Raw genomic sequence first — 18549 nt, 5'->3', positions numbered from 1 at the left:
TTTGGCTGGTTAATATTTTGGATTCTGGTATAGTCCGGGAGTATTATTAACCCAGTCGTTATAAAATGGATGGAAATAATATTTATCCTCAAAGAAGTCTACCCAGTTGATCTTCTTTCTCGAAACAACTCCATCTTCAATTACCGCTCCAACCATATCGAGTTGCAACTCGTTTCCTTCTTTCCATCTTCTAAGGTCAAAGTATCGCTGCCCCTCCAGGAAAAATTCTACCTGGCGTTCATACTTAATTGCATTGTGAAACTTTTCCTTTTCGGTTGAACCCTGATAATTTGCCGCATCATATCCTGGCATGCCAGAACGGGATCTTATCTCGTCCAGATACTGAATAGCTTCAGCAGTTGGACCGTTATTGGCTTCACTCAGCGCTTCTGCATAAAGGAGGTATAAATCTGCCAGACGAATAATCGGATGCACAGGCGTATATACTACTGAAGGACCTGCTCCCAACTCCTCGTTTACAAATTTTCGTACCATAAAACTGGTTTTAAATTCGGGCCAGTCACCGTGTGTTCTGTCCGGTACATTCGGATCAATATCAAAATTAATCAGCTTGTCATTATAACTGGTTCCAAATTCAGAACCATGATATACAATGTTCTGATAAAATCTGGGATCTCTATCTTTCCAATATTCCTGGTCGTTATAGCCCGCTGCAATACCGGCATCCGAAATAATTGGTTTAGTCCCGTCTCCATTCTCATAACCTGAAATAGGAAATTTTCCGTTTTTCATCTGATATCCGTCAACATGCTGAAATGTAGGCTGATAGGTGACATCAACCCTGTTATACCAACCAATTCCATAAGGCCAGTTCATCATGTTATGCGTGTACTCCCATCCTCCTTCTGAATTATAAGAACCAAACGTTTGGTAAATGATGTTCTCGTCATTATGGTTAATAGCCAGTTCATAAACATTGTGCTCAACACCTGCAGCCGTATAAAGAGCATGGCCTGCTGCCTCTGCCTCGTCTATCGCCTCTTTACAGGCATTTGCAGCCCTTGTCCAGCGCTGTTCATCTGCGTTCCCATAACCCAGAACTTCAGGATGTTCATATCCGGTAGCATAATCGGGAGTCGGCCCGTTATACAAAGGACTTGCCGCATAAACCAGTATTTTTGCTTTAAGAGCTTTGGCTGCTGCCTTTGTAAATCTACCGGTCCATCGGTCTTCCCAATTCCGGGGTAACAATGTGGCGGCTAAATCCAAATGATAAACCAAACTATCAATCATTTCTCCAAAAGCAGCTCTTGCTATTGGTTCTTCGCCACCTTCCAGCCTCTTGTTAATCCAGGGTAAACTTCCCCAAACTCTAAATCCTTTAAAATACTGATAAGCAATATGCGCATGAGCTTCACCGAGCATGCGTTGAACATATTCCTGTTCGCTTGAAGATGATGTCGGGATTGAAGCTGCCTTTTCAATAAATGTATTGCATGTTCTTACTGCCTGGAATAAATAGTCAAGAGGATAAATCTGAGTTGTTGCAGAGCTTAGTGTCCCATTGACATATTTCATATACTGGTTGTCGCTGATATTGGGAACATACATTTGTTCACCAATATCAGACCAGCTAATGTAACCATCCCACCAGCTAAGGTTTATATTGTCGGCTCCGAAGTAATTATCGTGATAAAGCGAAAAAATTAACTGTTGAGCATTGTTGGTCGATGCGAATACTGTGTCAATAGTAATGTCAGCTCCTGCAGGCTTCTCAAGAAAACTTTCCTGACAGGAAAATAACGATGTGGCAATTATTATTAAACACGCATATATTACCGGATGAATTATATTCTTTTTCATGATAATTTATTTACAATTAAAATTGAACATTAACCCCTAAATTGATGACTCTTGATCTGGGGTATCTGAGTACTCCATTGGTCGTTTCCGGATCAATGTTTTTAATTTTTGAGAATGTCATTAAATCCATTCCGTTCGCATAAATTCTAAGACTTCTTAAGCCTAAGTATTCAATAAACCTCACACCAGACTTAAAGGTATATCCGGCCTCTATATTCTTTATTCTAAGATATGTTGCATCCTTAATCCAGTATGAACCTGTGTATTTCCAGTTGTCATTTGTACTTACAAGGCGAGGGTATGAAATACTTTCACCTGCTGCATATTTCTCAGGAGTATACCTATCCAGCACAAAATCAAGTACCGTTCCCTGGTTAGGAGTAGGACTATAATTTGTTCTGGTATTAATTGAAAAATTTGAAGCGCCCTGAAACAATACAGATAGTGAAAAACCTTTGTGCTCTATTCCGGTATTTAATCCAAACATAGTTTCTGGAAAACTGGGCGTATCTAAATATCCTTCATCCAGGTTATTAATTAATCCATCGGCATTTCGATCAATAAATTTTAAATCACCGGCTGAAACATCATGCCCGGCTGTAAATATCTGATATGCCTGATAATCTTCTTTACTTTCACCTGGATTTAAAGCGCTGTATGTAGCCCATAATTCATCACGGTACGCACTGGCTTCCGCCTCAGTCCTGAAAAAATCTTCCTGTTGATACCCCCAAAGTTCACCTACACGTCTTCCCGTTTGCATCCTGTAATCATAGGCCTGAAGTGGTTCATCCATTTCTATGATTTTGTTTCGGGCAAAAGAATAGTTTAAATCTACCCAGAATCTGGTATCTTTCATTTTTTGGTTCCAACCTAATTCAAATTCATAACCTGAATTTTTTACACGGCCCAGGTTCAATGCAAGTTCTCCTGTCTGCTGGTAGATTGGAACTACCCTTTGATTTATTAATATGTCCTTTCGGTCTTCAGTGAAATAATCAAACTTTACAGATAACTTACTATCAATAAAATACAGATCAGTTCCATAATTGATTTTTTTAGACGTTTCCCAGGTTACATTGGGGTTTCCTGCAGCACCCTGGTAGGCCATCGGATAGTTTTGTATCTCACCGGGTAAACCAAAATTAATTCCAATTTCACGCCATCCGGTGTACGCATCATTGTTCATCACATAAACATCAGGAAGATAAAGGAAACGTTGGCTCATTCTGTCATTTCCGACCAACCCATAGGAAAACCTTAATTTACCGTACGATAATATTCGTTCTCCTATTATGTTTTTGATCCAACTTTCTTCAGTAAAAGTCCATCCTGCAGAGTATGCCGGGAAAAAACCAAATCTTTTACCCTCTGCAAAATTCTCTGACCCATTATAACCCAGATTATATTCCAATAAGTATTTATTGGCGTAATTGTATGTTATACGTCCTACTAATCCAAGATACGATCTGGGTATTTCATTCCAATAGGTTTCCGTAAAGTGTGATTTATCTGCATTTACGAGTGCTAAAGCCGTAACATTATGCCCTCCGCTAAAATTATGGTTATAATTCAGTGCAAATTCATAGTACTCTTTTCTGGTTTTTGCCTGTGAAGTTGTATTATAAGGCAATACATTTTCCTGAACCTGGTAAAAGCTTACACTCTCATCCCCATTTAAGTAAGGTCTCCAGTAAGGGCGTTTCTTTTCGTCCTTGTCTCTACGAATAAAATTCTCAAAATAACTTACCACCGATACTGTACCTTTGGCTGAAAGACCTTCGGTAATAAAATCAAGTTTTTGATTGAGAATAAAACTATAGTCTGCCGTGTTTTCAAGTTCAACAGTATAACCACGTATGTCACTGTTCAGCAGAACAGAGTTTGCATTATCCTGAAGCAACACAACTTTACCATCCTTCACATATCCATCCCATGGAGACGAGTGAACCAGCATGTTCCAGTAAAAACCTTCAGCAGGTTCTCTTCCTGCTTGCCCCAAAGAAATATTTTCATTAAAACTTCCACCAATATTAATTTTTGCTGAGGTAGTATTGGTTATTTTTACATCGATGTTAGTTCTGTAATTGTATCTTTTGTAACTGGTTGATTTATTAATTTCAGGATTCAGGTTTTTAAACATACCGTCCTGGTTGAAATATCCCAGCGAGGCAAAATACATTAACCTGTCGGTACCTCCACTGATAGTAACATTATGTTGTTCCTGCAATGCATAATCCTTAATCATCAGATCTGCATAGTTGCTGCTGGGAAAGAAGTATGGATCACTTGTGTTCAACGGATTACCGTCAATCACTCCTTTAAACCTTTCTCTGACCGACTGAGGATATGGAGCTGTCGGATCCGTGGAATTAGCAGCAAAACCCATATACTCATTTGCCAGTCCTGTCTGGGTATAACTGTCAAGGGGATTAACTCTGAAACTAGGTACAAGGACAGCCATGGAACCTTTGTAATTAATCTGTGCCGGCCCGCTTTTACCACGTTTAGTCGTAACCAGAATTACACCATTTGCTCCCCTGACACCGAAAACCGCTGTTGATGAGGCGTCCTTTAATATTGAAAGGGATTCGATTTCGTTGGGATCAAGGAAATTAAATGCATTTTGATCCCGTTCAATACCATCTATTAAAATTAATGGATTTGAGCCTGAACCTGCGTCAAGGGTTCCTATCCCCCTTATTTTTATTGTGGCAGCATCCTTTCCGGGCCTACCGCCGGATTGGTTTGCGACAAGTCCTGGAAGTCTGCCCGCCAGAGCCTGTGAAACACTACTTACCGGTTGCTGTACAATATCATTCGAAGAAATGGAAGACATTGATCCTGTTACAGTTTCCTTTTTCTGAACACCATAACCAACCACAACTACCTCTTCAAGATTTGAAGTTTCTTCCTTTAAAACGATAGTCAGGTTTGTCTCATTGGCGGAAATTGGTATTTCCTGTGCCCCAAAACCAACTGAAGAAACTAATAAAATTCCATCTACAGGTACTTCAATGCTAAAGTTACCATTAATGTCAGTTACAGTACCCACTGAAGTTCCTTTAACAATAAGGGTTACACCGGGAATGGGTTCATTCGTTTCATCAACGACTGTTCCTGAGATTTTCACGTTTTGTTGAATAGCAATTAAATCATCTTTACCTTTAGTGGATGCATTTGCTTCAAAATAAGAACCAAATCCCAAAAAAAGAATAAGAAAAATCCAAACAGGTATAAGAAGGGCATTCTTAATGCTATTCCTGCTCGTTAAGTTCATAAACATCAGATTTTTTAGTTAACAAATGCAAACTTATGGAGATTGGAATGTGAAGGAAATGGATAATTTTACATAATTTTGCACAATCCAATTATTTATTACAAGAATTTATTTAGTGTATATTTTAAAATCAATCTAAATATTTTCTCATGTCATTTAGTTATATTCTGTTATAAATATAACAACGCTTTGTGATTAATTCATAACAAACAGTAAACCAGATAATTAAATAAAATAGAAATGAATGTTTTTAAAGAAGCTTTCGTGGACAATTTTTTAAAATTTATTCGATCCCTATATTAACAAAATTTACGTTTTTGACAATCTGATTATTTTAACAAACTGACTAAATATGCAGGAAACAGAACAAAACAGAGGTACAAAAAATTATAAAACAAGTTCTCCTGAAATAGGTAAATCGGAGAATTTTACCGGAGACAGAAGTGTAGTATTATCGAAGAAACAACTAAAAAAGATCAGGAAAAACCCCTTAATAAGCGGACTCTATATAACAGATATTGGATTCTACCCGAATGCGAAGCATCACTACAGAAAAAGAATTCTGGGCATAAAGGAACACATCCTTATTTACTGTATTGATGGATATGGCACGATTAAAATCGGGGAAGCGGAACATCAACTGGAACCTAATACTTTTTTTGTCATTCACTCTGATACTGCACATTCCTACTGGGCTTCACAAAAGGATCCATGGTCGATATACTGGCTTCATTTCGGGGGCGAACGCAGTTCCTTCTTTACGGAGCATTTTAGTAAGGTAAACTGGATAAAGCAATCCAGTAAATCACGTATTGATGATCGGATCATACAATTTAATGAATTACTTACTGCACTTGAATCAGGCTTTTCAAAGGAAAATATAAATTACGCTAATCTAAGCCTGAATGGCTTACTGGCATCATTCTTTTATGTTGAAACATACAGGGCTGTGAAAGGCTTTAGCGTAACTAATCCTGTTGACCAGGCCATCATTTTTATGCAAAAGAATATTAATACGACCATTAAAATTGCTGACATCTCTCAGCACGTTAAGCTTTCTGAATCCCATCTCAACAAAATCTTCAGGAATAAAACGGGGACTTCCCCCATGGACTATTTTATCAATTTAAAAATGCAGGAAGCGATACGGCTGTTAACCAATCAGTCATTGAAAATTAAAGAAGTGGCCTACAGACTGGGTTACAGTGATCAGTATTATTTTACACGTATTTTCACTAAACATATCGGCTCAAGCCCCGGATCATTTTCAAAGATGAGTATTCAACCATAGTATAGTTAAAATCACATACATCAATCATTAGTTGAAAATCTAACTATTACGCGAATTACTAATGCTTAAACAGACAACCAATCAAATTTATCTAAGGTTCTAATTTACCCGGACACCAGTGGAAATAAATTATTAATAAGCAATATTTATAATATCTCAACACCTTCAGGTGCTTTTATTTCAGTTTTTATTTTTCCGTTTTTCTGCTTTATATGTTTTACATACAACACACCCAAAGGAGTAGGAAATGTACCTTCAGCCCATTCCAAATCACCTAAATGCGGTTCAATCTTTATTTTTTTGCAGCCAGGTTCCAAAACTTTTATTCCCAGGATATATTCACTTAACCATGGCGTTGGTCCTGATGCCCATCCATGGCATAAACTGCGCCGCAGACCGATATAACAGTTGGCTCCGGTTGAATAGTGGTAATCCAGCTTAACTGCAGGAACGATATTATCTATTGGTGCGGCATTTTCTGCTTCTTTCAGATTGAATTCTTCCCAAAAGGTTGTTGCTCCTAACTTTAGCATGCCACCCCAGAATTGCCTTACATTATTCAGTGCATTTTGATAATCACCAGCCAATGCCTGTGCCTGCAGCATGTAGTATCCATAGAATGAGGAATATGCACTAACACCATTAGGGAACAGAATTTCCTGATCTACATCCTCCGGATTCATTATACCTGCCAATGCCAGAAGTGATCCGGCCTGATTTGATCCGTTAGGATCCGGAACCACCTTTCTCATTTTTTCAGCCAGTTTTTGATATTTCTCAGATTTTTCCGGCTCATTCAATACCCGGCATAAATAACTTCCCTTCTCAAACATCATCGTCATCAAAGCCTGAAGTCCCGCATGTATGGCAGCGGTGTCCCTAACCGATGGCCAGTCCAGAAACCGGAATCCAATTCCTCTGAGGTTTTCCTGTCCTTTATCATCTACATAGCGACTAAATTTATCCAACAAAGCCAGCATATATTCTTTTTGTTCAGCCAAATAATCCTTCCTGCCATGATATATGTACCAATCGTGCTGCATAATTACCCACCACATGGAATAAGACGGAATACCGTTCATAAAAGCCGGCAGCGGTGTAAGGTCTTTAAGAAAATCAAGTGTTTTCGGTACAACTTCATTATATCCGAAAACAGTACTTATAGTCATAACTTCGGGATGCATATCGCCGGCCCATACCATCCTGTCGCGTTTAATGCCGTCCCATAAATAATCCTGCATACACAAATGAACCGTATAAGCACCAGTCTCCCAGATTTTATTCAGAAGAGAATCATTGCATTTAAATGAACCCAGATAAGGAATATCCCTGAATGTTGCAATGGCCTTAACTTCTTTTATAGCCACCATTGCATCAGGTTCTGCCAGATCGATCCGTAAAAACCGGAAACCGGTGTTACCTACCTCAATATTGCCATACCCGGGCAGAGCTATTTCAAAATCACGCATGGCATGGTGATTTGTTGCCCCGCCTTCGGTTCCGGAGGTCCCATCACCTATAACATCACTACATGTCTCACTCACAGATTCCCCAAATCGTAACCTGACTTTTCGTGTAACACGGTTGCTCTGGGACGTAATTATTCGTACACCTCCCTGAATTTCTTTTCCAAAATCCAGGATCAAACCCGACACTGAACCGTTCTTATTGGTTATCCTACACACTGTTTGACGCCCAAAATAAGCCTGCCCGGTTCCTTTCTCCAGTAAAATATCTGCATTTTGCACCAGCGAATCGCTGGATATCCACACAATTCGTTGTGGTGTGAGATATACCCGGGCTAACGAATCAACTGTAGCTTTTGCAATCATCCTTTCTGTAAATGTTGGTGGATACTGCCCAATTAAACTCGATACAGAAAATAACGATAACAAAAAAAAGACTACTGCTTTAATGCTTAATTGTCTGTTCAAATGTATCATCATATAATGTGTTTATGAAACTCTCTTATCCAACTGAGTTGTGAATTTAAAAATAAAAGCGGAAATGAATGCTCACCCCCGCTTTTTAGTACCAACTAATTAATTATGAAAAAAAATCTAAGTATATAACGATGCTTTTAATTAAGCATCTTAAAGTCTATAACGTTTTCGTTAATTACCGGTTTATCCTCTACGTTCTCTGCCGATACTTTCTTAAGTATCACATTTTTAACCGGCAACTCCTTTTGTCCCAGAATCCGTGAAATAAATTTTACGTCTTTTGCCTGTATATTCTCAAGATAAATATTGCTTATCGGAGTAAGCCGCCTTTCATACGTTGGAACCAAATCCCTCCACTGGTATAACACATCGGTTTCAATACCCAAAATACCTTCACGCATCTTGTCGGCCACAATATTGCTAACATGTATATTTTTTACATATCCACCACGGCGTTCATTGGTTTTTATAAAAACCAGGTGGAACATGCTGGCACCATCAGCAACCTGACAACTGTCCATATAAACATTTTCTATTCCTCCGGATAATTCACTGCCGATAGCCAACAACTGGTGACCGTTCTTAACATAGCAATTTCTGATGACCAGATTTTTGGTTGGTGTATTCAAGCGCCATGCATCCTGATTGCGACCTGATTTAACAGCTATGGCATCGTCACCCTGATCGAATACACAGTTTTCAATTAACATATTCTGAGTCATCTCAGGATCAACCCCGTCGTTATTATGGCCATGTGCATAGACATTAATATTCCGTATCACTACATTTTTAGACATATAGGGATGGATAGTCCAAAACGGGCTGTTTATGACAGAAATGCCCTCCAGTAACACATTTTCACAGCGGTTAAACTGGATAAAATGCGGTCTTAAATGTGCGGTATCATTTACCATTTGTCGTTCCTGAACAGGAACATCTTTTGCAGCCAGATTATAGAGGCGTTTCAGGCTGTTCATATGAGCCGGCGGACGGGAAAACCAGGTTTTCCAGAGATCCATCCTTGCTTTCACTTTACCTTCACCGCTAATGGCAATATTTTTACACTCGTACGCATAGATTAACGGAGAATAATTGTAACACTCCAATCCTTCCCAGGTAGTATGCACAGCTGGTAAATAGTCTCCAGGATTATCCGAAAAAAGAAGGACTGCACCTTTGTCAAGATGCAAATTAATATTGCTCTTAAAATGAATTTTTCCAGTCTGCCAGTCACCCTCAGGAATAACTACTATTCCTCCTCCCGCGCTGTTAGCCTTATCTATAGCGGCAACAATCGCTGCAGAAGTTTTAACCTTATCATCCTTTACTGCGCCGTAATCAATAATGTTAAATGTTTCACAATTACTAAAATCAGGTATAGCGATTTCAGGCATTTCAAAAGGTGCATCAACTTTTACTGTAATGAGTTCAGGAGGAATACTTTTATTGCAGGATACAAGGACAGTACCTAAAACAATCAATACATATAACAGTCGGGATTTCATACTAACCAGATTTAAGTAATACCTGTTTTCTATAACTTTATAATTAGTTTCCATCCGGCTTAATTAACTCCACTGCCGGACTTACAGGCCAGAAGAAATTTTCATACGAATCCGGATGATTGGGATCATAACCTTTAAAATCATCTGAAACATATTTGGCCAGCTGCGGATAATTTTCTTTAATGGACTCTACAACACATTTAGCCAGCTCATAAGCTCCGTAAGGATTAAAATGAGTGTTATCCGCCAAAGGTTTATCCTGTCCCGGATAGGTATGAGCCGGATAATGTACAAATGCCTTTTTGGAGTTCTCCGGTCCCAAGGCCTCAAAAAGTTCTTTACTCATGGCATTCAGATCAATTAAGGGTACATTTTCTTCTTTGGCTAGTTGCCGCATGGCCTCCGGATATTCTTCAAGAGTATTAACAATCTTTCCGTTATCATCAAAAACCCTTCTGTTTGTTGATGTGACCAAAACAGGATGACCGCCTCTTTTCCGGGTTTCATTCATAAAGTATCTTAGCTGATCCTGATATGTCGTAAAGGGCTCCACATGACTACTTCCTGGTTTTTGATCATTGTGGGCAAATTCCATAAAGAGGTAATCACCAGGCTTCATAACACTTAATATTTTTTTAAGTCTTTTCTCACCCCGGAATGCCTTCAGTGTTTCACCAGATTCTGCATAATTGGCAACAACTACGTCCGGTTTCAGAAAACGAGGAAACATCTGTCCCCACGATGCCCAGGGTTCGTACATCTGATCCACTACAGTAGAATTTCCGGCAAGAAAGATGACAGGAAGATCATTCACAGCTTCAATTTCCAGTGATGACACACATGGTCTGGGCCCACCAAATTCCAGGGTAAGCTTTTTATCCCAATTCAGATACGCCAGTTCTCTCTTCTTCAATCTTATCTTTTCCTCATCATTTATTTTGGGTGAGCGAACATCAACAATAAATGATTTGGTTACTATTTGTTTTTTATCTGTTTTAATATCTTCCAGCATCAGCCGGCGATTTTCCGCTTTTACGGTTGTCTCGGATGTACCTTTCGGATCTCCCAATGTAACAGTTATTCTATAACGTCCCTCAGGAATATTTACGTTGAAATAAAACGGATGTTCACTGGTCAGAAAATCACTTGTCAGGTTGTTTTTTTTATCTCTCTTAATGGCATGAACCGTAAAATTACTGGCAATACCTAATCCGTTTTCTTTGCTGTAAACAGTTTTAGGTGTTACAGCAATATAACCTGCTGGTGTTTTTTCAGAACCGAAATCAAATTTTTCAGGAAATGCAGTATCGGTTTTAGTCTGCGCATGTGCTGCTAGAAAACCTATGGTGACAACACCTGCTAATAAAATTCCAGTAAGAAGTTTTTTCATTTGTAGTTATATTTTGCAAAAATGCTTGCTGTTCTGAATAAATAAGACATTCAGCTGTTAAAGAAAAAATAAGATATTGATAATGAGTGTTTTCTTAACTAACAAAAATAGAACATTCACAAAACAGTTCCAATGCATAATATGACTATATATTTACACAATATGACACTATTTTACATCAATAAGAGACTACTAAAAGAATCATAATATACTAAAAGAAAGATATTTAAAAAAATATATATAAATTAATTTGTTGTATTTGATACACTTATAATGCATATTATTATTGTGTCCACAACGCAAAAAACCCGCTACAACTAGTAACGGGTTTTTACCTTATTTTTTATAAATTGTATCCTATTTTATTCCAGCTTTCTCCATGAAAAAAGACAGAGGTTGAGATTTTGGTCGTTCGATACCGAAACCATACAAACGGTCCCAAACCAGCGAAGCCAAAACACCAAGTGATCGTGACACCCCGAACAAAACAGTATAAATCTGCTGCTCTGTTATACCATAACTGGTGAGTAATGAACCTGAAATAGCATCAACATTAGGCCATGGATTTTTAACCTTACCAGTCTCTCTTAACACATCCGGAACAACATCATAAATATCGCTCACTACTTTAATATACTGTGCATCAGGCTTGTATTTCTTAGCAAATTCAAGCTGAACGGTAAATCTTGGATCGGTCTGACGTAACACTGCATGTCCGTATCCTGGAATTACATTCCCAGAGTCTAATGTAATGTGTGCAAATTCACGAATTTGATCTTTAGTTGGACAACATGTATCAGCCCATGACAATAGTTTATTAATCCAATGCATAACATCCTGATTAGCCATTCCGTGCAGAGGCCCTGCTAGTCCATTCATACCTGCAGCAAATGAATAATACGGGTTTGATAACGCTGAACCAACCAGATGTGTGGTGTGTGCCGAAACATTTCCACCCTCATGATCCGCATGAATTACCATATAGAGTCGCATCAGTCGCTTTACTTCTTCACTTTCATATCCCATCATGTGAGCAAGGTTTCCTGCCCAGTCCAAACTGGGATCAATATCTATATACTTTTCCTGATGAAATACACGGCGATAAATATAAGCAGCTATAACTGGAAGTCTGGCTATCAAATCCATAACTCCTTCGAACATCGGATCCCAAAAATCTTTCTTATCCATACCATCATCATAAGCTTTCCTAAAATGTGACTGCTTTGACATGGCAAGAATCGCCGTATTTAACTGTATCATTGGATGAGCATCTTTAGGCAATGCATTGATGACATCAAATACGTAATGTGGAATGTCCTTTGCACGACGTGACCAATCCTGACTTATTTTTTTAACATCCTCTTTGGTAGGTAGCTCATCCATTAACATCAGGTAAAACAATCCTTCAGGTAATGGTTCGCCGTCAGGCTTGATTTTTGGAAGTACTTCCTTTAATTCAGGAATACTGTAACCTCTGAAACGGATACCACTTTCAGGATCCAGCTTTGAAGTGTCAGTTAAAAGACTTACAATGCCTTTCATTCCTGTTAATGCATGTGCGATCGTTACCTTTTGTAACTCAACATCACCGTGATCTTTGAGAATCTTTTTTAGAATTTCAGCTTTTTCAAGTCCCTTTTGATGCAGTTTTGCTTTGATTTCTTTCATTTGCTTCTATTTTGTGGAGTATTAGTATTAATGATATTGTTTTATCATGTGTAACATATTATTACTGTCTTCTCCGGGATTAACATTCATTTCTTTATGTATAATAATATTATCTTTATCGAGTACAAATGTCCAGCGACCGGCCGTTACCTTTCGGGTTAGCTCAACCTCATTCCCATCAATCTTCCTTGTTATGCTTCCTCCGTCTCCTGTTGGCACACCAAACATAGCAGCAACCTTTCCTTCCGGATCTGACAGTAGCGGAAAATTCAGGTCGTATGCCGTTTTAAAGATTTTCAGGTTTTTCACTGCATCTCCACTGATACCAACGACTTGCGCACTATCCTTTTTCAGATCATCTGAAACATCCCTGTACGAGCAGGCCTGTGTTGTACATCCTCCTGTCATGGCAGCGGGATAAAAGTAAACGATCAGATATTTGGCTGTAAAATCTTTAGATAAATCCCAGGTCTTTCCATTGTCCTCTTTGAGAGAAAAACCGGATATAGTATCTCCTACTTCAACCTGGGCATTTAATGCCAGGCTGATGAACGTTAACACTACGATATAAACAGCTCTGGAAAACATCATTGAGATTTTACTACATCAATCAAACAACGGGTATATAAAAAAGGTTCAACCCGTTTTTACTAAATCTTATTAAAACTCCAAAAACGCCAAACAACGCTTTTTATAAGCGATTCGAAGTAATTCAGGAACCTTGCTGCCATAGCATTTGCTATTTTGAATTTCCATTCGGAGTTATATTATTCCCGCCCTTCAAAAACTGAATTACGTGAAACGAATTCTTTCAAATTTCAAACGATAAACTCACAATAACTTACAGCCCCTTTTTCCCAATCAGACCAAATATAGTAAAATATATACATATTTAAAATTATATAATGCCAATTACAAAAAGAAAAGCACCTGTGAGAATTCCCACAGGTGCCCGAAATTAAATATTAATATATCCTAAGCTCAATTCATATTCAATCGTTAAATTTTAATATGCACAATTAATAATCCTCCCTATTATTCTTTCACAATTCTATGTATCTCTGTATTACCATCAGAAATAATTTTCACCAAATAAATTCCCTGAGGGAATCTGTCAAAACTTATTGCAAGAGTTTTATCATTTACGGCTACGGAATTATAAACAACCCTGCCGGATAAATCAACAATCGAAATATCTGCATTTTTCCAGGGCCGGTTAAAGTCCACATATAATGTTCCTTTTACTGGATTTGGATAGAAATTTGTAGTCGGCTCAGAAATATTGTTGATTGAAGTTGGTATATCTGTGACACGTAAAGTTCCGCCAGTTTTCATTCCGCTTATGTCCCAGTACAATCCTTCTCCCGGAGAAGCAGGATAAACGCCTGAAAACTCCCCTGTTTTTGATACTGATTGCATTACTATGAAGCTATCACCTTTTTTAAATGCAGAACCAAGGTTATTTATATAAAGCGTACCATTAAGGTTAACGGTACCAGTAGTGTTTAGCTTGTCACAAGTTCCATTATCACTATTGACCGTTACAAAGAAAGTTGATCCAGGGAAAAAGGTTACGTCATTATTTACCTGAATAGCAGTTCCCGTTGTACCTACGCCAGCCATCAAATATCCGCCTGTTTCAATGCTTACATCACCACTGATTATTCCTTTTCCGCTTAGCATGCCCCTGTTGTTGACCTTGACCTCTCCGGTTCCTGTTCCACTACCTGAAGTATTGTTAACTGTTAAACTTCCTCTTTCAACTACAGTACCTCCAGAGTAGGTATTGCTGTTTGTAATTGTCATTCTTCCTGAACCTGCTTTGATCAAAGCAGCTTTTGCCCCACTGTTTTTATACTGATCGTTACAAATTACACCATCAAAAGTAAAACTAGTATTATTTGCACCGATTCGCCATGTTATGGTATTGGATCCTTCTCCTCCCGCTCCAAGTCTGGAAGTTGACATACCAGTCAGCTCTCCTATGTCAAGTGTGATGTCCTCAGAATTAGCACGTATCACAGAAACTTTATCTCCAAGATCTATGGATGCCTTACCGTATCCGTTGCCATTATTCAGAATTAACATACCTCCATCATTGTCTGATGTTACACTTATCTTGCCTTCAAATTCAGACCAGTCTCCATCAATTTGTGATCTTAAATACGGAACATATAAGTTTAGTATTCCTGAACCAGTAAGTTTACTGTATATATTACAGCGGCCATCAAGCATCCAGGTGGCATTGAATGTTGAAGGAACTTCAATATCGTTAGTAAAATCGTTGTATGAACTATTATTATCGTACATGCTTAGTGTTGCAGACTTAAGTGTAATTTTTCCTGCCCCCAGTCCACTGGTATTAGCATTATCAGTAATAAGACTCAGAGTTCCTTCCTGAATGATAGTACCTCCCTGGTATGAATTAGCCCCAGATATTTTTAATGTCGCACTCCCTCTTTTAGTAAGAGAGCCTAACCCTGTCACCGTCCCATCTAAAGTTAGTGATAAAGCAGATGTTTCTATTATGGCTCCGTTTGATCCTAAGGTAAGTCCACGATTTGTTGATGCATCCGCACCGGAATATCTTAATATTCCACCATCAATAATCCAGTTTGCCGGATCAGATGATGCTGCCCCCAAACCTCCGGGATCACCGGCATTGGATACAGATGTTACATCCAAATAACCGGAATTAATTACAAGCGGACCTGTAAATGTATTTTTAGTCGCAATTTTCAAATAACCACTGCCATTTTTAGTAATTCCACCTGGCCCGCTGATTGTTCCACCACCGGAAAACACATAGGTTTGAGATGCATTAACTTCCATGTTTCCAATCGGCACATCATCGGAAACATTCACGTTTGCATTTCCAGAATCATCAAACAATACGTCATCATTTACTACAAAAATATCACTGGTGCCTGCATTCAGCCAGTTTGATGTCTTCAGTAAATCCCATGCATTGCTGCTTTCACCATCCCAAATCAGGGATACCGGATCTCTTGGTTTTGTGATTACCAAAACCAGTTTATTGTTATCAATCTGAAGCTCATACAGTAACTCGCGAATACCTGTTACCTCTACATTATTTAAATTGCCTGTAAAACTGCCTGTATACGAAATCAAAAAATACGTTCCTTCCAATAATTCACCGTCCGTTTTATTTACAGCAACTGTGGTTTTTCCCTGCAATACAAAATCTCCATCAATTTTCAGGGAGTCATTGCTTCCGGTTGTACCGTCTGGATCATTGGACAAATCAAAACTTAAGGTCACATCATCTAACGCCTGCATTCCCCCAATTACTGCAGTTGTTCCTGCTTCGCCCTTATGCCCGGCATAAAACAAAGCCCCCTCGGATAACTCAAGACCATTGCCGAATGTTCCGGTTCCACTTATTACACCATTACTCTCTGCAATAACTTTACTTGCAGAAAGTTCTCCATCCAGTTGAAATTCTCCCTGTGAAATCTCAGTTTTGCCGGTGTAGGCATTACTATTTGCTACAATCAGACTTCCTGTACCACTTTTAATTAATTCCATAGCACCGGACAAATCACCTGTACCAGAGAAGGTATAATCACCAGGACTTACAACAGAAACCTTCCCGGGAGTAACTGTTCCTGATATATTTATAGCGTTGCTGTTATTACCGGTTAATGAAAACAGCACTTCATCTCCGTTATTAAAAACAGAAACATCGCCATCCTTATTCTGCCAGTTTGCAGAAGAAGCAATGTTCCAGTCTGAGCCATCATTTCCATCCCAAGTAAGATCAGCTTGTACAATTGGAGCTACAGGCGGTTGTTTCATGCCATTACCCAGATAAAAGCCCGGATGAGGTGGTTGATTGTATCCTACATTTTGCCATGCAATAGCCAGGCGGTATTGCGGATCGTGCATCAGTGTTCTTATTTTAACATCTGTGGGATAAGGTGTCGTATAAATCCTTAATTTCTTATTGTCGGTTGTTCTCCATATAACCTCTTCACGCCAGTCACCAAAAAGATCTGCCTGTAAACAGGGCGTCCCTTTAGTATAGTTATTAGAATAGGTTCCATTAGCTGTCAATAGCCTGGTATCGGAGGAATGTTCATTATATTTTGTAATATTTCCGATTCCCAACCCCTGATTTGAATTCCAGTCTTTATCCAGTAGTTCACGGGATAAATCCCCATCCCACCAAATAAGGAAGTTCATGGATGGTTTATCACCAACCATTTGCTTATTGATATTATATGTTCCTGATCCGGCACCGCTCCACATCTCTGCACCATAATAGTTGGGATCAATATCACCGGCCACACCCCGGCCATTATCAAAACCTGCTTTAATCTGAAACAAAATCCGGCCATCTTCTGCAGCACGGAATGTCATACCGTCAACTGAGTTTTCATGTACGGCAAAAACTTCCAGACCTGGTCTTTCTGGATCAAAATCAGATACATGTAACGCATCACCATGACCGAGACCTGTATTATACAAACCTGAACCATCATCGTCGACAGTCATTGATCCATAAATAATTTCATCCTTGCCATCAAAGTCCACATCTGCCACACTCACCTGGTGATTTCCCTGATGTTGCCATGTGGAATAACCACTGTTATTGGTATCAAAGACCCAGCGCTGTTTCAGGTTGGTACCATCCCAATCCCAAGCTGCAAGTACAGTTCTTGTATAATAGCCACGGCACATTACTAAACTGGGATGAACACCATCAAGATAAGCTACACATGCAAGGAACCTGTCTACCCGGTTTCCGTAACTGTCTCCCCAGCTGCTCACACTTCCTCTTGGCGGTGTATAATTGACCGTAGCCATCTCGGCTCCTGTTTCACCGTTGAAAATGGTCAAATATTCTTCACCTGACAGGATATAACCACTTGAATTCCGGTAATCTGCTGCGTCATTATCACTGGCAGCCGGACCTTTACTAAGGTAAGCTCCTGTACCGTCTTTAGTGCCGGGCGCGGTTTTACATGCAAATTCAGCTTTTCCGTCTCCATCGAAGTCATAAACCATAAACTGCGTATAATGTGCTCCAGCTCTAATATTTCTGCCAAGATCAACCCGCCACAGAAATGTTCCATCCAGTTTATAACCGTCAATATACACATTACCGGTATAACCAGAGTTGGAATTATCTTTGGAATTTGAAGGATCCCATTTAAGTACTAAATCATACTGACCATCACCGTCAAGATCACCGGCAGATGCATCATTTGGAGAATACGTATAAGTCACATTATCCGGTGTTGTTCCGCCTGCCGGACGTTGCAAGGGAATATCCTTATAATTCGTACTCCAAACATCTACAGGATCAGACTTTTCCTGTTCAACACCATTGAGAACCGCCGCTACCTGATATGTATCATTTGAAGCTGTATTATCTGTATAATTGGTTAAAGCTACAGGACTATCATTCAGTTTTGTAGTACCTCTGTAAATATTAAACAAAATACTATCAGATTCATTACCAAGCCAACGCCAACTTATAAATACCTGGCTGGCTGATTTTCTTACTGCTACAATCCCTCTGTCCAGTGACTCAATCTGACGTTGAGCCTGCAACTGTGTACCTGTTGCAAAAACAATCAAAACCCAAATCCAAAACCTGAGTAAAATTCTTCCATTCATCC

The 18549-nt window shown here is 39.0% G+C and carries 9 protein-coding genes; 1 reads left to right on the top strand and 8 read right to left on the bottom strand.

The window, feature by feature from the left end:
* Window positions 1-9 precede the first annotated feature (9 nt).
* Both ACE1ET_RS03855 and ACE1ET_RS03850 read right to left on the bottom strand, forming a co-directional pair.
* Window positions 10-1824: a RagB/SusD family nutrient uptake outer membrane protein gene (locus tag ACE1ET_RS03855; protein ID WP_375727044.1), complete on the bottom strand. Its 1815-nt coding sequence runs from the start codon at window positions 1822-1824 to the stop codon at window positions 10-12.
* Between the two features lie 16 nt (window positions 1825-1840).
* Window positions 1841-5104 (bottom strand): SusC/RagA family TonB-linked outer membrane protein, encoded by a 3264-nt coding sequence (locus tag ACE1ET_RS03850; protein ID WP_375727043.1) that lies wholly within the window; start codon window positions 5102-5104, stop codon window positions 1841-1843.
* Window positions 5105-5456: 352 nt separating this feature from the next.
* On the opposite strand from ACE1ET_RS03850, the gene ACE1ET_RS03845 reads away from it, so the two are divergent.
* Entirely contained in the window at window positions 5457-6395 is a 939-nt protein-coding gene (locus tag ACE1ET_RS03845; RefSeq protein WP_375727042.1) for an AraC family transcriptional regulator, read from the top strand.
* Between the two features lie 146 nt (window positions 6396-6541).
* On the opposite strand, the gene ACE1ET_RS03840 is transcribed toward ACE1ET_RS03845, so the two are convergent.
* The 6 genes from ACE1ET_RS03840 to ACE1ET_RS03815 form a co-directional block, all read right to left on the bottom strand.
* Window positions 6542-8341 carry an alpha-L-rhamnosidase-related protein gene (locus ACE1ET_RS03840; RefSeq protein ID WP_375727041.1) on the bottom strand — a complete coding sequence of 600 codons (1800 nt, stop codon included), beginning with the start codon at window positions 8339-8341 and terminating at the stop codon, window positions 6542-6544.
* Window positions 8342-8475: 134 nt separating this feature from the next.
* On the bottom strand, window positions 8476-9843 hold the full coding sequence (locus ACE1ET_RS03835) for a glycoside hydrolase family 28 protein (protein ID WP_375727040.1): 1368 nt from the start codon (window positions 9841-9843) through the stop codon (window positions 8476-8478).
* 43 nt (window positions 9844-9886) lie between these two features.
* Window positions 9887-11233, bottom strand: coding sequence for a rhamnogalacturonan acetylesterase (locus ACE1ET_RS03830; protein WP_375727039.1), 1347 nt, complete (start codon window positions 11231-11233; stop codon window positions 9887-9889).
* A 357-nt stretch (window positions 11234-11590) separates the two neighbouring features.
* The gene (locus tag ACE1ET_RS03825; RefSeq protein WP_375727038.1) at window positions 11591-12901 is read right to left on the bottom strand and encodes a citrate (Si)-synthase; all 1311 of its coding nucleotides are present in this window, start codon (window positions 12899-12901) and stop codon (window positions 11591-11593) included.
* A gap of 27 nt (window positions 12902-12928) precedes the next feature.
* Window positions 12929-13492: a peroxiredoxin gene (locus ACE1ET_RS03820; protein ID WP_375727037.1), complete on the bottom strand. Its 564-nt coding sequence runs from the start codon at window positions 13490-13492 to the stop codon at window positions 12929-12931.
* A gap of 444 nt (window positions 13493-13936) precedes the next feature.
* Window positions 13937-18547: a rhamnogalacturonan lyase family protein gene (locus ACE1ET_RS03815; RefSeq protein WP_375727036.1), complete on the bottom strand. Its 4611-nt coding sequence runs from the start codon at window positions 18545-18547 to the stop codon at window positions 13937-13939.
* Between the last annotated feature and the right edge of the window lie 2 nt (window positions 18548-18549).

Origin of the sequence: Quyinboa mangrovi (assembly GCF_042219825.1) — a bacterium.
In the GTDB taxonomy this organism is placed as follows: Bacteria; Bacteroidota; Bacteroidia; order Bacteroidales; family UBA5342; genus JBHJHP01.
The sequence above is the reverse complement of the archived record's forward strand: the minus strand, read 5'-3'. Positions and strand labels throughout refer to the sequence as shown.

Excerpts from the sequence above, each read along its gene's own strand:
- ACE1ET_RS03855 (WP_375727044.1), bottom strand. The coding sequence starts at position 1,824 with ATGAAAAAGAATATAATTCATCCGGTAATATATGCGTGTTTAATAATA.
- ACE1ET_RS03850 (WP_375727043.1), bottom strand. The coding sequence starts at position 5,104 with ATGAACTTAACGAGCAGGAATAGCATTAAGAATGCCCTTCTTATACCT.
- ACE1ET_RS03845 (WP_375727042.1), top strand. The coding sequence starts at position 5,457 with ATGCAGGAAACAGAACAAAACAGAGGTACAAAAAATTATAAAACAAGT.
- ACE1ET_RS03840 (WP_375727041.1), bottom strand. The coding sequence starts at position 8,341 with ATGATGATACATTTGAACAGACAATTAAGCATTAAAGCAGTAGTCTTT.
- ACE1ET_RS03835 (WP_375727040.1), bottom strand. The coding sequence starts at position 9,843 with ATGAAATCCCGACTGTTATATGTATTGATTGTTTTAGGTACTGTCCTT.
- ACE1ET_RS03830 (WP_375727039.1), bottom strand. The coding sequence starts at position 11,233 with ATGAAAAAACTTCTTACTGGAATTTTATTAGCAGGTGTTGTCACCATA.
- ACE1ET_RS03825 (WP_375727038.1), bottom strand. The coding sequence starts at position 12,901 with ATGAAAGAAATCAAAGCAAAACTGCATCAAAAGGGACTTGAAAAAGCT.
- ACE1ET_RS03820 (WP_375727037.1), bottom strand. The coding sequence starts at position 13,492 with ATGATGTTTTCCAGAGCTGTTTATATCGTAGTGTTAACGTTCATCAGC.
- ACE1ET_RS03815 (WP_375727036.1), bottom strand. The coding sequence starts at position 18,547 with ATGAATGGAAGAATTTTACTCAGGTTTTGGATTTGGGTTTTGATTGTT.